Below are 18470 nucleotides of genomic sequence, written 5' to 3' on the forward strand. Positions count from 1 at the left end.
TCGCTTCTGTGATTTATTGCGTAAGCGTTGCTTGCCGAAGCCATCGCCTCCCTCTTGAAAAACTGTCCGGAGTATTGATCAAATTGACTTAAATGAATATCCGCCACCTGATTTAGTAATCGAGATTGACCTTACTAGCAGTTCTATCAACCGCATGGAATTGTATGCGAGTTTGGGGGTGCAAGAGGTTTGGCGTTATGACGGTTGGCGTCTAATATTCTATCAGTTAGAAGGTCAGGAATATCTTGAACGGGAGGTTTCTCCTCACTTTCCTTTTTTGTCGCCATCTGAGATTATGGGATTTTTGGAAATGCAAAAAGATGTGGGTGAAACGTCGATGATTCGAGGGTTTAGGCCGTGGGTGAGGAGTTAAATTCAGTCAGAGGAATGAAAGGGCGATCGCCTACGGGATAGCTCCGCTTCACGCTCTTTTTTAAACCGATACTATCGCGCAGGCGGGAGGCTCGTGCCACGATGAAGGCGGATAGATAAAAGGGCGATAGTCAAATATTCGAGCTTTTGAGAAGCACATCGGGTTTTCTATGCCAAGTATTCAGCTTTTCTCCATCTATTACACCATTTTTTAGCCGATACACACCATAAATTTCTAGGCGTCCAGGCCATTCATTATGATTTCCACCAATCAATTGACGTTCTCCTAATACTGTCCAAATAATATCTAAATTATTTTCACTTAGAAAGTTAACCAGTTGATTTTTGGAGATTAAAAAGTTTGCTGGGGACAGTTGATTTAAAGGATTAAACGCCACAACTTCATTGTTTGAATTCCTAAACTTCAAATATTCTCCTGACCATCTTAATTCCATATTCTTCATTAGCCAAGCGGAAGGAATTAAAGCAGATATTGTTTCATCTGTTGAACAATCAAAACTACTACTAAAAGAATATCCGGTTGTTGTTACAACGACTGGATAAGGTAAATCTCCGTCTGTACTATTTATTTATTTGAGAAACCCAAGAATTAGCTTCAATCCATTTATGATAAGGTAAACCCCAAGAAAATTCGCCAATAAATATATCAGAAATTTCTCCAGATTCTGGCATCCATCTCCCTTCAAAATTCTTATCTTTTAACCATTGGTAGGTTTCTTCCATATTTTCACAACGCACAATATAGCTTCGTATCTGATACCACATTTGTCGTTGAGAACTTTGATATTTTTCTTCTTCTAAAGGTTCTTTTTCTTCCCAACTATAATGACCTTCTAGAGTTAACCAAACTGTTCGATCATTAGGATTAGTTAATTCAATGAGTTGACATGGATCGGGACAGTCATCTTGTTGCTTTATCCAGTCTATCTGTCCTTGTTTATCAACTTCGTCAAATATATAGTCGATAGGTTTTAACCAACTTTTTTGATTATTTTGTTGAGATTCAGGAAGTTGTTTTAACAAAAAGGATGGATCGATATCTCGGATTCCTATCTGCCAAGTTCCTTCATAAACAGATGATTCAGATGCTTCATCCAACCCAGAAGAAACTGTAAACTCTAAATTATCTGCCATGCAACCAAGAAATTCATGAAGGGCAATCCATTGGTATTTCTTACCAATTCGTTCTGGTTTATCCGCACCACGACCATTACTACCACAACGCCCATCAAACCAACCGAACTTTTCAATTGTCCATCCTAATTCAAGAACTCGCTTAACAATCCAGCGTTTTGCAATAGAAGTATCGAACCGACATTCATCTTCTCTTGGATTTTCTAAAAATTGTACAACATACTTTTCAAAAAATTCTGTTTTTTCCTGGTCACTAATTTCATAAAAAGATGCTTTGCCCGATGTAATAGCTTCCTTTAATTCTTCATCTGTAAACTCTTCTTCAAAATATTTTATACGACTTTCAGGCTCTAGTTGTTTATACAACTTGACATTCTCGGATATTGTTTTATATTCTTCCCATACTGGTTTCTGTGTAGTTGTAAGAGAGTCTATAAATTGCTCATATCTCTGTTTTTTAGTGGGTTCATTTGGCTCTCCTAATATAGAGGAAGACCAGTAACGAGTACGATATTCTATAACATACCGAGAAAAATCGCCTCCCATAAAATAGTCCATAACTGATGTATAGAGAACATCAAGGCTCCATTTAGGATCTTCTTTAAAACTATTAAATTGAGTTTTCTTTGAAACCCTTCTTAGCTTACATATAATTAAAGACTTTGACTCCCATGACTTAAATAATAAAAGTAATAGTAATAGAGGTATATTGATGTCAAAATCAAGCTTTATTAATTCAATATATAGTTTTAATTCTTCTTCTGTTGGTAGATCGAAATTCCAATCACTTTTATAAGGGGGATGAGTTTTATCAATATCTACCTTGTCTGATAAAGTACCCAGATGATTAGCTACTTCAATAACACCACGAGCATAATCACGCAAAAGTATATGTACTGGTGGTGTACCTTCTTTAAATACCCATTCATAGATTTTGTTTGCAAGTTCTCCTATTTTGTCAGCATCATTGCTAACCATTGCGACTCCATAAGCAACAGCATAGAGCCGTTCTAATACATAAATATCATCAACTTCTAAAAACTGCTCGATAATTTTGACTAAAACTTGAGGTCTTGGATGTAGCATTGAAACAAGAGCTTTTGTTGCACGATCGCGAAGAAAACGATGAGATGTTGTTAAAAACCATGTCAAAGCAATTGCACAAAGTTCGATGGATTCATCTGAGATATGGTCTTTTTCGGCTTCCCAGACCCATTCAAGTAAACGATCGACTGCCCCTTTTTGTTCATACTGATCGAATAAATAAATAGACCAAATTGCATCGCGATCTGGCATTCTGAGATTTATGAGATGACGATGAAGAGATTTTGCATTTAAAGGATGTTCAGGAGCGGTAGCTACTGTCAGTAGTACATTATAAACTTTTTCTTCGTTTCCTTCTTCTTGGAATATTTCATCAAGATAATCTTTGGTTGTTTGAGTTATTTTAGTGGGATTACGCCAAATAAGACTTTGTAAAAATGGATGTTCAAACCACCATAATCTAATTGATGTTAATTCCATTACTTCTTTTCCAAGTCGTTCAGGAATTTGAATACATAAAGCTTCCAGTAAACCACTTATACTATGTGTATTCCATCTAGCTGCTACTAACCTACCTAGCGGTTTATTTTCATCAAATGATTCAGTTGGCTTGTCTTTATCAAGGTAGTTTTTCAGCAAATAACGGACTATTAAATGATCGCTAAATTTTTCGTAGGGAAACTTAATAATATCAATCTTTTGATTTTGTTCTTCTTCATATTCGTCTTCTGAGGCACGATAAATTAAATCTTCTGATAGTAACCCCTCAGCAAGCAGGTGATAAAATAAGCTCTGTGAAAAAATATTATTAGGCAAGAAATAATTAACAATACTTTTTGCTTCTTCTCTATCTATCCAAGGCTGTTCTTTTTCTGCCATTCGACAGGCTAAAGCTTCTACTGATTTTCTTACTAAATTAGTCTTATCATCATAATCGAGTCGTACACATAAAACCTCATTAACTGAATCTATAAATAGATTAAAAACAGCAGTAATCCCCTTAATGCCTTTAGGGATTCGTGTTAATTTACGATTTTTAATACCTTTACAAAGTGTTTTTAAGAAAAGTGGATTAGAAAACTCTGGAACTAACAAAGGAACGTTAGGATGTTCAATGCCATAATGAGAAAAAAAGGTTTTAGTAGCAATATATTCATGGTTAGCAAATCCATGATGTTCAACTTTAACTAACTTTTCTGGAACAATGCTTTTTGGTATTGTTACGCTTTCGTATGAAGTACGACAGCTTACTGCAATAGTAATGCGTGGATAGTTATGCAAAACAGCTAACATACCTGCTAGTTCCTTTTTCCATAAACCTTTATCATCACTCTCATTAAGAGCATCAATCAAAATCATTGCATGACTACCACAAGCTTGTGCAGCAGCATCTAATGCGCCTAAAAACTCGTCACGCTGACAAGAAAGGTGCAATCTCTGCATTATTTGAATCCAAGGGTTGCCTTGACAAAAGTGCTGACCCAATAAAATTATGGTCGGAAGTGAGTTATCAAGACGATGTTTAGCTATATCACAGAAGAGATGAGTTTTACCTGTTCCAGCTTCACCCGTAAGTAGAAGTGCGCCTTGATTACACGCAGTAGTAATATCACTGGTGGCAAACTCGTAAATTTCTATTCCTATTTCTTTTACTTTTGAAATTTTATCACGAACTGATTTTAAGTCTTCATTTGAACGATTATCAATGTCTCTATTTTCTATTTTTTCCTTTGGTTGTCCGTTATGAGACGGATTCGCTTGCCGAATTTGTGTGTAACTATCATATTGCCAAAGTTTTTTTGACAAAGAAGCAATTAAGTCAAAATCAATTGGTGACAAAGCCTGTCTATCAGATGCTTTTTTCAATGCACTGATGAGTAAGTTGACATCTTTACTCAGATCGTTTAAAGATTTAGCTACATTAGGAACTTTTTCCTGTAATTCTTCTGACGGCTTCTTGGCATCTTTCCACTTTCGACAAAGCTGACTGTATAAGTTGTCAATGCGGTCAAAGAAAAGATCGGTTCTACCAAGTCCTTCAAATATTTGAGCTGCTGGTAAATCAACATGAATTTCTGGTGTGTAGCGTGCCCCAGCATTTTCTCTAACTTCTTGAAAACGCTGAATCATCCATTCATTAGTTAGTTCTTGTTTATTAAACCAAAAATAGGCACGACCAGCATACTGAGGTTGTGGGCGAGAAAGCCTTTCAATAATTTCTGATTCTCCCCAATAAACAAACTGAACTTTCATATCATGTTCTTCAGCCCATCCTTCCCATGTTTGAACACGCTCATCCCAGCGATCCATTTGGGATTTTTCTCCGTCCTTGCGTCCTTCAGTACGGTTAAGGGGCAAACAGATTATATATTCAATTAAATTTGGATGTTTATCCAAGGCCGCTTTAACGGATTTATCAATTTGTACCCATTGGCTATCTCCCAATTTATCAGGAAAATATTTTGTTTGCCAAGCCTTCTCATTTCCATTAGGTAATCCCCAGTAACATTCAACACCAGCATCTCCTCCAGCACCCGATTTGCGACGAAAAATAGAGTCTTTTGGTACTTCCTCAAATGATGCAAGTTGACAGCATAGTTCTTCAAATCCTTCATGTTGACTACCTTTGTGAGTGCGAATGTCTTTGAAATCGATTTGAGTCATTACTAATACTCTCCTAGACAAAACTAACGTTCTACTTAGCTAACCTCTGATTCACGGACAGGCTTATATTTTATTCATCTGCCCGATCGATCGAGTACATAAAACTGACGGCTGACTAATGACTAATGACTGCTGACTAAAGCTTGCCTTTGAGCCTCCAACAATTCCTGAATTCCAGTTTCTGCCAAATCCAAAATTTGATTTAACTGACTCCGACTAAAACTTCCTTCTTCCGCAGTTCCCTGAATTTCAATGATATTCAAATCTCCATTCATCACCACATTGCAATCAATTTCAGCCGCCACATCTTCCAGATAATTCAAATCTAAAAACGGCTCCCGTTCCAAAAGCCCCACAGACACGGCCGCCACTTGACGAATCAAAGGAGACTGCACCAAATCACCTTTTTGCACCAACTTGTTCAAAGCATCAGCCACAGCCACAAACCCGCCAGTAATTGAAGTCGTGCGAGTCCCCGCGTCCGCTTGCAAAACATCCGCATCCACAAGTATTGTGCGTTCTCCCAATAGTTGCATATCCAAGCACGATCGCAAACTGCGCCCAATCAACCGCTGAATCTCTTGAGTGCGTCCCGATAATTTCATAAATTCCCGCTCTTGTCGCTGCGGCGTAGAACCAGGCAACATTCGGTATTCCGCTGTCAGCCAACCTTGTCCGGTATTCTCCAGAAATCTAGGCACTCCCGGCTTGATTGTAACGCTGCAAAGTACCTGAGTATCGCCACTTTTCGCGAGTACGGAACCGCTGGCAAATTTGGTAAACTGTCGATCGAAACTAATCGGACGAATTTGATTTGGTTGTCTGCCATCTGGACGCTGGAAAGACATAATATTTAGGTGATTGGTAATGGGTAATTGGGTATTAAAAATTTAAACTTGGTGATTAATCTTCCTGTTTTTTCGCTTCGGTAAATATGCAGTCATTCAATCTAAAATCTAAAATCTAAAATCTAAAATGCTATGACGATTGGCCCTTAACCTCGATCAATTGGAGAATATCCTGCTGGACTTGTTCTGGGGATTGATCGCCATCCACAGTTAACAGTTTGTTGCGGTATTCGTAATACTCTAAAAGAGGAATAGTGCGTTCGTGGAACAAATCGAGCCGACGCTGTAAAATTTCAGGGTGGTCATCCGATCGATGGCGCTCGATCGACCTACTCAGCAAAACCTCGATCGGCACTTTCAATAAAATCGCCCAATCTAGCTCCTGCGCCAAATCCTCTAATAAAAAATCCAATTCCTCAGCTTGAAAAGCCGTTCGCGGATATCCCTCCAACACCCAGCCATTAAAGACATCCCACAGCAGCAGCCGGCGGCGAAAGAATTCAATCATAGTTGCGTCGGGAACTAATTCCCCTCTTTCGACATAAGACGCCGCCAGCTTGCCTAAATCTGTGTCTTCTGCGATCGCCTCCCGTAGAATGTCCCCCACAGCGAGCAAAGGAAGGCTCAAATTGCTGCACAGTAGTTCAGCCTGAGTTCCCTTTCCCGCTCCTGGCCCTCCCAGAATCACCACTCTCACAGTCCCTGCTCCTAGTGCCGCGACATTCAAATTTTACGCGATGTGTGTACCTTTTCTGAAAAGCCCTGGACGCAGCGAGACTCTCATCACCTTGGTTTTTCACCCTATAACTGTATAAATGTCAAGCTCCACGCCGTATTTTCCTAAAAAACCCCGTTTCTGTGTAAGTGCTAATTGAGTTCAAAAATCGCACAAACGACTGCGAATGCCACTGCCGCGAGCTTTTGACAACTTGTATATCTAGTGTTCGATCCGATGTGCACTCGGCCCCGTACACTATATATTGTCAAGCAGGCTTCAGCCACGCCAAGGTCGGATCTGCACTCAAGACTTAGTTGCTGATTAAATATTGCCCTATGGTTGCTCAGTTACAAACCCCTAAACTAAATTTAAACCACAGCTTGCCCTACACAGTTCAAGGGCTGGTGCAAGTCTTTACAGGCCCGCACCGCTGCTTTTTTACCAGTGTCATGGCTCAAGCCCTCAGAATAGCAGGACAGGGAGCTCCCGTGCTAGCTGTGCAGTTCCTCAAAGGGGGAATTAATCAAGGGCATCAGCATCCGGTGCGGCTGGGGCAAAATTTAGATTGGGTGCGCTGCGATTTGTCACGCTGCATTGAGAATGCCGATTTAGATGAGCTGGAGACGCGATCGATCGAACAATTGTGGCAATATGTTCAAAATGCGGTGCGCGAAGGTCGTTATTCCTTAGTTATTCTCGATGAATTGAGTTTAGCTGTTAATTTGGGCTTGATTCCCGAAGCCGAAGTGGTGGCATTGATTGACAGCAAGCCGCATCATTTGGATATGATTTTTACCGGGCCATCCATGCCCCAAAGAATTTTGGATGTTGCCGACCAAATTACTGAAATTCGCCGCAGTTAAGGACAATGATTCAAGTTGCGATCGCCTGTTTAGCGGTCGCATTTTTTATGTCAAAAAATAGTATCTAAAAAAAGAGGCGATCGCTTAGCTCAAAGAGCGATCGCACGCTGATCAATTTACCAGCGACGTTACGCTTGAACTACCGGATCGAACACAACACTCAATCGATCCGCCGGCACCATCCGCTTGAGAATTTTCAAGTGACCGTCTGCATCAGACCAACTGCGAAACTCACCCACAACCACCTTTTCCACATTTGGAAGCGAGCGAACTATAGTCCACGGCTTGAGACGTTTTTCTTGCAACATACTAAATAAATCTCCTTGGTAAATTGGAGCAAAAGCCACTCCTCATGGTTGGACACCGCCGAGGACTGGCTTTTGACTTTGCAAACTTGCCCTTCTCTAAGAACATAGCACAAAAAAAAAGGTTTGTGATTATATCTTATTTGTCACTTTTTTTAGAGCTATTTTCTACACAACAGATGATTAAACTCAAAACTTGTTAACACTTTAATTCCCAACTCAAAACTATAGCAGTTCTCAATAAAGTGAGGTATTCCCTATGCCCTATGCCCGATGCCCGATGCCCTATATCAAGCGTGCACCTCATGTTACTGAGAAAGGCTATATTTCATGACTAACACTTCGACTTCGCTTGGGGTGCAGTCTGACTAATAAATTTTGCCTTCTACCTTCTACCTTCCTTCTACAAATCCCGCCGCGACAGCAGAAACCAGATCCCACCCAAACCCAAAACACCGCACAAAACCCCGCCTTCCCACCCAAAAACAGTCCCCCCCGGCAAATGTCCAGGCTTTGCTTTAGAAGTAAAATTCAGCTCCGAATAGTATACCCACTGGCTGTTAACCCGCCAGCCCACGCGATCGCCAAACTTCTCCCAAACTGTAGCATCATAAACACCAGCCTTTCCCCCCGACTTTACCCACAAACCCTTTTGCACAGAAAAACCGAATCGGCGGTGACTGTGCCGCACCCAAAGTTGATCGATAGTCTGCAAATCCTTAGCTGGAAACTTCCTAATATCTTCCTCGCTCAAATAACCCCGTGAAACTTGCTGCATCACCTCCAGCATTTTCACAGAAGTTTCCTCATCAGCACCCCGCCAATTTTTAGCAGCGAGCAGACTTGCCAAATGAGAATAATCAATCCCTTTTTCCGACTCTAAATTCACAGAAACTAGCGGAGTCTCAGTCACAGGTTGAGTCGGTACAGAAGGACTAATAACAGTTGCCTGCGGCGACTTTTCCAGCACGGGGACAACAACAACAGGAGGTTTTAAAGCATCCAAAACTTCCACAGCCGATTTGTAGCGATCTTTAACATATTCTTGAATCAACTTATCCAAAACCAGACCTAAATCCTGGCTAATTTGCGTTCCTTTTGGCAAAGCTTCTCTCCAAAGCCATCGGCCTTCTAGCGGATCGTAAAGGTCATCGTGAATGTCTCCGTAGATATCGAGATAAGGCATAACAGAAGTCAGCAAGCGAATGCAAGTTACCCCCAAACTATAAAGGTCGCTAGCAGGAACAGCCCTACCGTGACGCTGTTCTAGAGCCGCGTAGCCGGGAGTTCCCAACTTCGTTCCAGTTTTAGTTGGAGCAGCCGCTACTACCTGTTTGGAAACCCCAAAATCTATCAGAACTAACTTGCGATCGCGAGATCTGCGGATCACATTCTCAGGCTTAATATCGCGGTGAATTACATTTCGATCGTGAACAAACTTCAATAAAGGCAACAAATCTAACAGCAGTTCGCAAGTTTTAATTTCGCTATAAGCACCGTACTTATCTAACTCATCCTTTAAATTATTGCCATCAATAAACTCTTGCACTAAATACAAGCGCCCATCTTCCTCAAAATAAGAAATTAACTGAGGAATTTGCGGGTGCTTCAGTTCATATAACCGCCTTGCCTCTTGTTCAAACAGTCGAACATATTTTTTAAAATGACCAGGTTTACGTTGAAATTCTTGAGGGGGCGACAACTGTTTGATTACGCACAATTCCTCAAACTTTCCATGATTAACAGCTCGAAAAGTCCTGCCAAATCCCCCATCGCGCAGCGGCTCAGTTGCTGCATAAAGGTCTTTTAACAGCAGCTTTGAACCACAATTAAGACAATACTTTGTGCCTGGGGGGTTCTGACGCTTGTCTCTTGGGCAATCGAGATTAAGGCAGTATGTCATATATTAAAAAAAATGCGAACCAATTTATACTCAGGGTTTAATATTATTCAAGAGTCCGATCGCGATCTGGTTTTTGTAGAGGTGACACCTCGAACCTTACTCTGGCGGCTGCCACGGGAGCGCTCAGAGGGTGCACTCTCGCCCGAGTGCCCCTGAGCAAGTATAACTCTCTTGAGGGTTTGACCTCAAACTCAAAGTCTAAATCTAACCTTAGACTCCGATCCGTGCAATACATTTGATTTAGCCGTCAAATAGCGAGTATATCAAACAGAAATAGTAATTTATTACCAGCCCACTTAGCTTTGCAACACCGACAAAAAACTTAGGATTCCGCCTGAGATATAATTTTATTGCCAGAGAGAAGCAGACTAACGGGAGCTGCCACTTCCGTTAAGTTCGCTCGACCTTAATATTTTACCAGTATATTTTTTTACCTAACCAGCCCCAATCAACAATCCAAAACTCCCTAAGAAACGCACGTTAAAATAAAGACTAGCTTCCTCCAACGCAATCCGAGCGTGACGGGACAATTAGCTAGTTTTCCCTGTTTCCTTTTTTTAGCTATTACCAGTTACATCTATTTCGATCTGTCTACTTAATTAGGAACCGCCAGTGACACCAAAACTACAGCCCTCTAAAACTCCAAACTCCCGCCAAAAATCACCAAAAGTACCTTGGTTCGAGCGGTTCATGGCACTGGTCGCCCTAGGAAATTTAAGCCTAGTATTATTTGACATAAGTTACGTGCCCGGGCGAGATTTTTACCTCCGGCAACTGCCAGTTATAACTCAACTATACGACCCATTTAAAGGAATTAAACCCCACCGAGACACCCAGCAATATCTAGAAACCTTAGAAGAATTAAAAATTCAAGTAGTGCAAACAGGGTTGCCATCTCCCCAAGTAGCAGCCAAATTGCAGGAAATAAACAATCTGAGCGCGAAAATGATCGACGAAGATCCCTTTCGAGTAGCATCAAAAAGCGGCACCCTAGAAAAAATAAAAGACCGAATGCGCGATCGCATCCCGAATTCGCAAGACTCCGCTAAACAATCATTCCAAGCATTCTGGCGCCAAGACTATTTAAACAAACAAGGTTGGCAAAAAGAAATCAAGTGGTTTGATGCCAAAATCAAGCCATTAATCGCCATTAACTATTACCGCGAGATAGGAGAAAACGGTGAATTCACCGATAACTTCTGGCAAATAGACCTGCCATTTATTGCCATATTCGCGATCGAATTTCTCGCCCGTACCTACTTGATCAGCCGCCGTCACCGCAGCGTCACTTGGCGAGCAGCCATGCTCTGGCGATGGTACGACATCTTCCTGATGCTCCCATTCTGGCGCCTGTTGCGAATATTACCCGTCACAATTCGCATCCACCAAGCCAAAATGCCAGATCTGCAACCCATACGCACCCAAATCAGCCGAGGTTTCGTCGCCAACTTCGCCCAAGAATTGACCGAAGTTGTAGTAATTCAACTCATCAACCAGATGCAGCAATCAATTACCACAGGCGAACTCACTCGTCAACTATTTCAATCTCAAAAACAGCGCTATCTAGACATCAACAATATCAATGAAATAGAAGCGATCGCCACCCATCTCGTGCAAATAACCGTCTACAAAGTCCTCCCCCAACTCCAGCCAGACCTAGAAGCCCTCCTCCGGTACAATATTGAAAGCTTGCTCAAACAATCCCCCGTCTATCAAGGATGGAAGCAAGTACCCGGCCTGGGAAATCTGCCCGGACAGCTAGCAGAGCAATTAGTTGCAGAACTCTCCAAATTAGTCACCCTCGGTCCCCAAGATGCCTACGAAGCCTTCAAAATCGCCAGCGAAGACCCCATAAGCATCAAACTCTCAAGCCAGCTAGTCCAACATTTCGGGCAAGCTTTAGGAACCGAACTGCAAAAGCAGCAAACCTGGCAAGAAATACAACTGCTGGTGTGCGACTTCCTAGAAGAGTTCAAAATCAACTACATTCAGCGGTTGAGCGAAGAAGACTTCGAGAAAATTTTAGAACAAGCCAAAGAACTGCAACGGATAGCCCCACGTTAGGGCGTGTCCTGACTCGGAAATCCCCAAACCGTTCGGGCAAGTCTCCCCGCGCGGTGTCCGCTGGGTAGCCGTACAACACCGCTTCCACGAACAACCAATTGTAGGCAGACTGTCGCACCCACATAACCTTCACATCCGCGCAACAAATCTTCGATCCTTTCCCACTGTTAATGCCGTAGGGCATAACGGCAGCTTGTCATGCCGATCGAATCCTTCTAGTCGGCTGTATCTCTCCTTTACCTTCCTTTACATTAACTGATGACAAACCCTAGCCTCTAGGATTTGAAAAAGCTTTAAATCCTTGCCAGCCATGTGTTTACCTCTAATACCAAATTCACTATTAAGCTTAGATAGTTTCCCAGGATTAAAAGAATAGCCCTAACCCTCTTCTGTGTCATAATCCCCTCTGCTCCACCGCTCTACTTATTTTTTTCTTCCCCAATTAGCAATTAGCAATTACCCTGCTGTAACTCCTGCAAATGAAACTTGCTGGAATTGTAAAGTTTCATGTGCGATCGGCATTCTCTACGAGAGTCATCTGCAGAGTTGTGCATCAAATCTTCAGCGCGGTAGCGAGTTAGACCGCCGTTACGGTTCTCAGCCGCCTAGCGTGTCATGTTTTTAGCGAGAAAGGTCAATTTTTTTAGACGTATATTATATCAATTTATATGTAAGTTTGGTGAAATTATACTTTTTATACTCAATCTGTAAAGTAAAGTTAAAAACTACTACAAATAGCTCTCAACCAAGTAATCTATTAGATATGATTGCTAACTGGTTTTTTCAAGGCTAAAAATATTTACAAAGGCTAGAAAAAAATAAGACGCATCAGTATCTTTAGTTAGCTTTTATTATAACGATATCAGAGAAAACACGTAAGTAGCGATGCTTGTTTAAGCAAGTTACTGTCTCAAACTTTTCACTAACTATTAGAGATTGCTTTTCAATATATATTTCCTCAGCCTCATTTCACTAAATCCACTGAGATTTTTCAGCCAACTCGTTACCCCAGGAGTAACACGAATCAATGTCACAGACCTCTCCAACCACTTTCCTGTCAAACCGTTCTCAAAAAAAGGTGTCCCTGCGCCTGATTTTAGTATTGCCATTCGTTCTGCAAATATTTGCTGCCGTCGGTCTGACAGGCTGGCTATCCTTACGCAACGGGCAAAAAGCAGTCAACGAAGTTGCTAGCCAGTTGCGAAGTGAAATTACGGCCCGCATCCAGCAGCAGCTCAACACTTACCTAGAAACAGCCCCTCGCGTCAATCAACTGAATGCCAATGCCCTTCGACTAGGATACTTAAATCCAGACGAATTGGAGAGTACGGAGCGCTATTTGTGGGAGCAAATTCAAGCCTTTCCTTCTCTACCCCAGATGGGTTTTGCTACTAAAAATGGAGAGTTCATTGCCATTGAACGCCAAGAGAATGGCAAAATATTTTTTAAAATAGCACACAAAGAGCATCGGAATGAACTTCATATTTATGAATCTGATAGCAAAGGCAATCAAACGAAGCTCTTAAAAGTCTCCCGCAACTACAATATACTCAACCGTTCTTGGTATAAAGACAGTGTACGCTTAGGCCGATCCACCTGGAGCGAAATTTTTCCACTTACAGGTCAGAAAACGCTCTCCCTCCCTGCCGGACATCCAGTTTATGACGAAAGTGGCGAACTGCGCGGAGTATTCGTTGCTAATTTTTTGATCTCTTTCCTCAGCGACTTTCTGCAAAGCTTAAAAATCGGTCGATCGGGACAGACATTCATTATGGAACGTTCTGGACTCCTAGTAGGCAGTTCAACTCTCAAAGAAGCATTTATCACCAACAATGGCCAACTCGGTCGGCTGAATGCTTTAGACAGCACAGATGATTTAATTCGGCTGACAACAGCGCATTTAAAAGAACACTTTGGCGACCTTACTAAAATTAATAGCTCTGAGCAATTGGATTTTACGATCGCCGGCCAGCGAGAATTCCTCCAAGTTATGCCCTTTCAGGATAGCCGAGGATTGGACTGGCTGATCGTGGTCGTAGTTCCTGAAAGCGATTTCATGGAGCAAATTAACGCCAATACCCAGACTACCATTTTGTTATGTTTGGGAGCCTTGGCGCTGGCTACCGTTTTGGGAATCTTAACCGCACGCTGGATTACCAGCCCGATTCTCCGTTTGAGCGCAGCTTCTAGGGCGATCGCCAGTGGCGACTTAAAGGAAAATGTGCAGGTAAAAGGCGTAGAAGAACTAGAAGTTCTGGGTCAGTCTTTCAACCTTATGGCACAACAGTTGCGCGAATCCTTTGAGGCGCTAGCCAAGACCAATTCCGAGCTAGAAATCCGAGTAGAAGAACGCACCGCCGAACTCACGGAAGCCAAACAAATCGCTGATACTGCCAACCAAGCTAAAAGTGAATTTTTAGCGAATATGAGTCACGAATTGAGAACCCCACTAAATGGAATTTTAGGATACGCTCAAATCCTAGAACGCTCAACAACGATGGCTCCGAAAGATATCCAAGGCATCAGTATTATTCACCAGTGTGGTTCCCACCTGTTAACCCTGATCAATGACATCTTAGACCTCGCTAAAATTGAAGCTCAGAAATTGGAACTGTACGCGAAAGATTTCCATTTTCCTTCCTTTTTGCAGGGAGTCGCGGAAATCTGTCGCATCCGAGCCGAACAAAAAGGAATTGCTTTTGTTTATCAACCCAGTTCGGAAATTCCTGCTGGCATCTACGCTGACGAGAAACGCTTGCGACAGGTACTAATTAACTTACTGAGCAATGCAATTAAGTTTACAGACTCGGGACGAGTGACTTTTAAGATAGAACATCTGGAAAAGGACACAGGTGAAAAGGTACAAAGCTATGAGCAAAAGCCAGCCTCACCAATTCACAAAATTCGGTTTCAAATTGAAGATACTGGCGTTGGTATGACACCAGAACAATTAAAAAAAATATTTTTGCCTTTTGAACAAGTAGGAGACAGCAAGCGTCAGGCGGAAGGAACCGGACTCGGTTTAACAATTAGCCAGAAAATTGTCGAAATGATGGGTAGTACCATTCAAGTAAAAAGTCAGTCAGGAGTCGGCAGTGTTTTTTGGGTAGATTTGAATTTACCGGAAGCGGCAGACTGGGCAAATACAGCGACGATTGCCAAGCAAAGAAAGCTGGTTGGCTACCAAGGTAGAAAGCAGAAAGTTTTGGTTGTGGATGACAAATGGGAAAATCTCTCAGTTATTGTCAATCTCCTGGAACCCCTCGGGTTTGAAGTAACCGAAGCTAAAAACGGTCAAGAAGGTTTAGAAAAAGTAGAAGAGTTTAAGTTCGATTTGATTATCACTGACTTAGTGATGCCAGTCTTAGATGGCTTTGAGATGATGCGCCGTATCCGAAATTTGTCACACTATAAAGACGTGGCAATCCTTGCTTCATCTGCCAGTGTATTTGCTACCGACCAACATAAAAGCTTGGAGGGGGGAGCCAAGGATTTTCTCGGTAAGCCTGTGCAGGCAGAAGAGCTATTTGAGATGTTGCAAAAGTATTTAAAACTTGAATGGATATATGAGGAACAAAAGAATGAAAAAATCAGCACTATTCCTTTTTCATCAGATACTCAATCACTTTCTGAATCGACCTCTGTAGTAGCGCCCCCGCCCGGAGAAATTGAACTCCTACTTGAACTGGCGATGAGAGGCAACGTGAAAGGAATTGTGAAGCGCAGTGAACACCTAGAGAAATTGGATCAGAAATTTGTGTCCTTTGCTGTTGAGCTGCGCCATTTAGCCCAAGGCTATCAAGTCAAAAAAATAAAAGAGTTTATTACATCCCACAGAATAGAAAAAGAATGAAGGCAGCAAATATGGAAACAAGTAGCATCTTGATCGTCGATGATAATCCTAGCAATCTGGACGTGCTTTCTGAAGCTTTAGCGGGTTCGGGATGGGAGATATTGGTAGCAACTGATGGTGAAAGTGCCATCGAACAGGCTGAATATACTCAGCCTGATGTGATTCTTTTAGATGTGATGATGCCAGGAATTGACGGGTTTGAAACCTGCCATCGCCTGAAGGAAAGTCCGTTGACGAACGAAATTTCGGTAATTTTTATGACGGCTCTGTCTGACATAGGAGATAAGGTCAAAGGCTTTAATCTAGGGGCTGTAGATTACATTACTAAGCCCTTTGAACAAAAGGAGGTTTTAGCTCGCGTCAATCTCCATTTAACACTGCGTTCTTTGACTAAAACTCTCGCCGCCCAAAATCTGCTTCTCAAACGGGAAATTGAAGACAGGCTCGCAGCAGAAGCAGCGTTGCATCAGCTCGCGCAGGAGTTAGAAAAACGGGTGGAAGAACGAACCGCTGAACTTTCTCAAGCTTTGGATAATCTTAAAAAAGCTCAAGTGCAAATCGTTCAAAGTGAAAAGATGGCTTGCCTTGGTCAACTTGTAGCTGGGGTAGCTCATGAAATTAACAATCCAGTTAGTTTTATCTCCAATAATATCCCTATTGCCAAGGAATATATTGCCGATTTGATCGGAATGACTCGGCTGTGCCAGCACAATGTTACTTCGACATCAGAATTTGAGGATAAGTCCCAGGAGAGTGAGTTAGATTTTATTGTTGAAGATTTGCCAAAAATTCTTGATTCAATGGCGGTCGGAACAGAGCGACTTTACAATCTTTCTATGTCACTGCGTAATTTTTCTCGCTTGGATACATCGGCACTAACGCCAGTGAATATTCACGATGGGCTAGATAGTACCTTATTAATTTTAGGGCATCGACTGAAACCTAAAGGAAGTTTCCCAGGAATTGCAGTGATTAAAGAGTATGGGAAATTGCCGCTAGTAGAGTGTTATCCGGGGCAACTCAATCAGGTGTTTATGAATATATTGGCGAATGGAATTGATGCTTTAGAAGAGTCTACGATTAGTTGTCCGCTGTGCGGGGAAAACAAACAGAGCAATGAGACTCCACAGCTTCGGATCTGCACTGAAATGCTTCAGGATGACAGAGTGGTGATTCGGATTGCTGATAATGGGGTTGGCATAAATCAGGAAGTAATGCAGCATTTATTCACGCCGATGTTTACTACTAAATCTGTAGGTAAAGGGACAGGTTTAGGTTTGTCTATTAGCCGTGAAATCGTAGAACGAAAACATGGTGGTAAGCTGACTTGCATTTCCTCGCCCGAATGGGGGGTAGAGTTTGTAATTGAGCTTCCAATCCAGCATTAGTAAGGAAACTTTTTTAGGGTAAATCTTAGTTTTGCTGTTTTGTCAATATACAGTTAATCATGGGATCGCCCATGTCGAATCTACCAATCACCCTGACTGTCAAACTCTTCGCCACCTATCAAGAAGCAGAGGGCTTGTCCGAACTAAAATGAGAATTTCCTCAAGAAACTCCCCTATCGCAAGTCCTAGAACGCCTGAGTGACCATCGCCAACAGTTTTAGGGACGATCGCACCGGCTTCGGTATCAACCAGGAATTTGCCCTCGCCCCACCCCGCTCCAAAACGGTGATCGAGTCGTCCTTATTTCCCCTGTCAGCTCTCCTCTTGTGCCGTCGGACAGTCCGCCGATGCCGATTCGGTTTGTCACCGGACGGGCGATCGAGCTAAACTGAGAACAGAGGCCTCCCTTCGATCAGAAGAAGTCCTCAAACTTCTTGGAAGAAATTGTTTTACCTAGGAGTGGGTCAAGCCCACTTTTTTTGTTGCATTAGTCGCAGGAAAAGAGCTCGGGGCGTCTGACTTGCAAGTTGAGGACTGATTTAGTAAGGGTACCCCCCGCTTGAGATCCCCTGCTGGGATGTTGGGTAAGTCCCAAAGTTGAAGACGAAAGTCGCAGCCACCTAATCAAACCACCTCAAAGCCAAGCAATCTCAACACCAAATTTTTCCTTGCCCCTGTCCGAGTTTAGGAGTTTTAACTTAAGTATTCGATATGACTCATCCCCTAATCCCACAAATCATTGACTTAGCTACCCCCGTTGCGGAAACACTGGGATTGGAAGTAGTGGGAGCAGTGTTTCACACCAACCAAAATCCTCCCGTGTTGCGGGTAGACATCCGCAACCTCCAACAAGACACTGGTTTAGCCGACTGCGAGCGCATGAGCACAGCCCTCGATGCTGAGTTAGAGGCAGCCGACATCATACCCGATGCCTACGTGCTAGAGATTTCCAGTCCCGGAATATCCCGATTGCTCAGCAGCGATCGAGAATTTATTACCTTTAAAGGTTTCCCCGTGACAGCCAAAACCACCGAACCCGACTCGCGAATCAAAGAGTGGAAAGGACTACTCCTGGGCCGGGATGAAACAGCGGTTTATCTCAATCAAAAAGGGCGACAGGTTAAAATTCCCCGCCCTCAGATTGTCAAAGTTGAACTAGACGAAGGAAAGGAGATGTAAAGGGAAATTTTGAGTTTTGAGTTTTGAGTTTTGAGTTTTGCGATTGCCTCGCAGCAAGCTGAAAACGCTTGGCTGCGAGTTAATTTTTAACAATCACATCTGTAGCAGCGGGTT

The 18470-nt window shown here is 42.4% G+C and carries 13 protein-coding genes and 1 pseudogene; 7 read left to right on the forward strand and 7 right to left on the reverse strand.

The genetic code is table 11. The annotated features are described in order from the left end of the window. Positions 1-82 precede the first annotated feature (82 nt). Positions 83-373: a Uma2 family endonuclease gene (locus QUB25_RS22765; RefSeq protein ID WP_333186455.1), complete on the forward strand. Its 291-nt coding sequence runs from the start codon at positions 83-85 to the stop codon at positions 371-373. 130 nt (positions 374-503) lie between these two features. On the opposite strand, the gene QUB25_RS22770 is transcribed toward QUB25_RS22765, so the two are convergent. The 4 genes from QUB25_RS22770 to QUB25_RS22785 form a co-directional block, all read right to left on the reverse strand. Further along, on the reverse strand, positions 504-836 hold the full coding sequence (locus QUB25_RS22770; protein WP_333186371.1) for a hypothetical protein: 333 nt from the start codon (positions 834-836) through the stop codon (positions 504-506). 118 nt (positions 837-954) lie between these two features. Next, the gene (avs2, locus tag QUB25_RS22775) at positions 955-5235 is read right to left on the reverse strand and encodes an AVAST type 2 anti-phage system protein Avs2 (protein WP_333186374.1); all 4281 of its coding nucleotides are present in this window, start codon (positions 5233-5235) and stop codon (positions 955-957) included. A 122-nt stretch (positions 5236-5357) separates the two neighbouring features. After that, positions 5358-6083, reverse strand: coding sequence for a ribonuclease PH (gene rph, locus QUB25_RS22780; protein WP_333186377.1), 726 nt, complete (start codon positions 6081-6083; stop codon positions 5358-5360). Between the two features lie 130 nt (positions 6084-6213). Then, entirely contained in the window at positions 6214-6780 is a 567-nt protein-coding gene (locus tag QUB25_RS22785) for a nucleoside monophosphate kinase (protein WP_333186459.1), read from the reverse strand. A gap of 356 nt (positions 6781-7136) precedes the next feature. Between QUB25_RS22785 and QUB25_RS22790 the strand changes: the two genes are divergently transcribed. Continuing rightward, entirely contained in the window at positions 7137-7664 is a 528-nt protein-coding gene (locus QUB25_RS22790) for a P-loop NTPase family protein (protein WP_333060921.1), read from the forward strand. 128 nt (positions 7665-7792) lie between these two features. On the opposite strand, the gene QUB25_RS22795 is transcribed toward QUB25_RS22790, so the two are convergent. Together QUB25_RS22795 and QUB25_RS22800 are read right to left on the reverse strand one after the other, a co-directional pair. Further along, positions 7793-7972 carry a hypothetical protein gene (locus QUB25_RS22795; protein ID WP_333077141.1) on the reverse strand — a complete coding sequence of 60 codons (180 nt, stop codon included), beginning with the start codon at positions 7970-7972 and terminating at the stop codon, positions 7793-7795. Between the two features lie 400 nt (positions 7973-8372). Continuing rightward, positions 8373-9872, reverse strand: a complete 1500-nt coding sequence (locus QUB25_RS22800) for a GUN4 domain-containing protein (protein ID WP_333186381.1) — start codon at positions 9870-9872, stop codon at positions 8373-8375. 612 nt (positions 9873-10484) lie between these two features. On the opposite strand from QUB25_RS22800, the gene QUB25_RS22805 reads away from it, so the two are divergent. Continuing rightward, complete coding sequence (locus QUB25_RS22805; RefSeq protein WP_333186384.1) at positions 10485-11936, forward strand: hypothetical protein; 1452 nt, start codon at positions 10485-10487, stop codon at positions 11934-11936. A gap of 10 nt (positions 11937-11946) precedes the next feature. Here QUB25_RS22805 and QUB25_RS22810 read toward each other — a convergent pair. Further along, positions 11947-12091: pseudogene (locus tag QUB25_RS22810) on the reverse strand (IS5/IS1182 family transposase); the annotation flags it as partial. 872 nt (positions 12092-12963) lie between these two features. On the opposite strand from QUB25_RS22810, the gene QUB25_RS22815 reads away from it, so the two are divergent. The 4 genes from QUB25_RS22815 to rimP all read left to right on the forward strand — a co-directional run bounded on the left by QUB25_RS22815 (position 12964) and on the right by rimP (position 18356). Continuing rightward, positions 12964-15789, forward strand: a complete 2826-nt coding sequence (locus QUB25_RS22815; RefSeq protein ID WP_333186387.1) for an ATP-binding protein — start codon at positions 12964-12966, stop codon at positions 15787-15789. After that, complete coding sequence (locus QUB25_RS22820) at positions 15786-17177, forward strand: response regulator (RefSeq protein ID WP_333186389.1); 1392 nt, start codon at positions 15786-15788, stop codon at positions 17175-17177. Before QUB25_RS22815 ends, QUB25_RS22820 begins: the two co-directional genes overlap by 4 nt. 198 nt (positions 17178-17375) lie before the next feature. Continuing rightward, complete coding sequence (locus QUB25_RS22825) at positions 17376-17564, forward strand: hypothetical protein (RefSeq protein WP_333186392.1); 189 nt, start codon at positions 17376-17378, stop codon at positions 17562-17564. Between the two features lie 324 nt (positions 17565-17888). Continuing rightward, on the forward strand, positions 17889-18356 hold the full coding sequence (gene rimP / locus QUB25_RS22830; RefSeq protein WP_333040953.1) for a ribosome maturation factor RimP: 468 nt from the start codon (positions 17889-17891) through the stop codon (positions 18354-18356). Positions 18357-18470 lie beyond the last annotated feature (114 nt).

The sequence above is a fragment of the Microcoleus sp. B3-D7 genome, from assembly GCF_036705305.1.
Classification (GTDB): Bacteria; Cyanobacteriota; Cyanobacteriia; order Cyanobacteriales; family Microcoleaceae; genus Microcoleus.

Bases quoted from the DNA above. Each gene is read 5' to 3' on its own strand.
- QUB25_RS22800 (WP_333186381.1), bottom strand. From the start codon at position 9,872: ATGACATACTGCCTTAATCTCGATTGCCCAAGAGACAAGCGTCAGAAC.
- avs2 (WP_333186374.1), bottom strand. From the start codon at position 5,235: ATGACTCAAATCGATTTCAAAGACATTCGCACTCACAAAGGTAGTCAA.
- rph (WP_333186377.1), bottom strand. From the start codon at position 6,083: ATGTCTTTCCAGCGTCCAGATGGCAGACAACCAAATCAAATTCGTCCG.
- QUB25_RS22790 (WP_333060921.1), top strand. From the start codon at position 7,137: ATGGTTGCTCAGTTACAAACCCCTAAACTAAATTTAAACCACAGCTTG.
- QUB25_RS22770 (WP_333186371.1), bottom strand. From the start codon at position 836: ATGAAGAATATGGAATTAAGATGGTCAGGAGAATATTTGAAGTTTAGG.
- rimP (WP_333040953.1), top strand. From the start codon at position 17,889: ATGACTCATCCCCTAATCCCACAAATCATTGACTTAGCTACCCCCGTT.
- QUB25_RS22795 (WP_333077141.1), bottom strand. From the start codon at position 7,972: ATGTTGCAAGAAAAACGTCTCAAGCCGTGGACTATAGTTCGCTCGCTT.
- QUB25_RS22820 (WP_333186389.1), top strand. From the start codon at position 15,786: ATGAAGGCAGCAAATATGGAAACAAGTAGCATCTTGATCGTCGATGAT.
- QUB25_RS22815 (WP_333186387.1), top strand. From the start codon at position 12,964: ATGTCACAGACCTCTCCAACCACTTTCCTGTCAAACCGTTCTCAAAAA.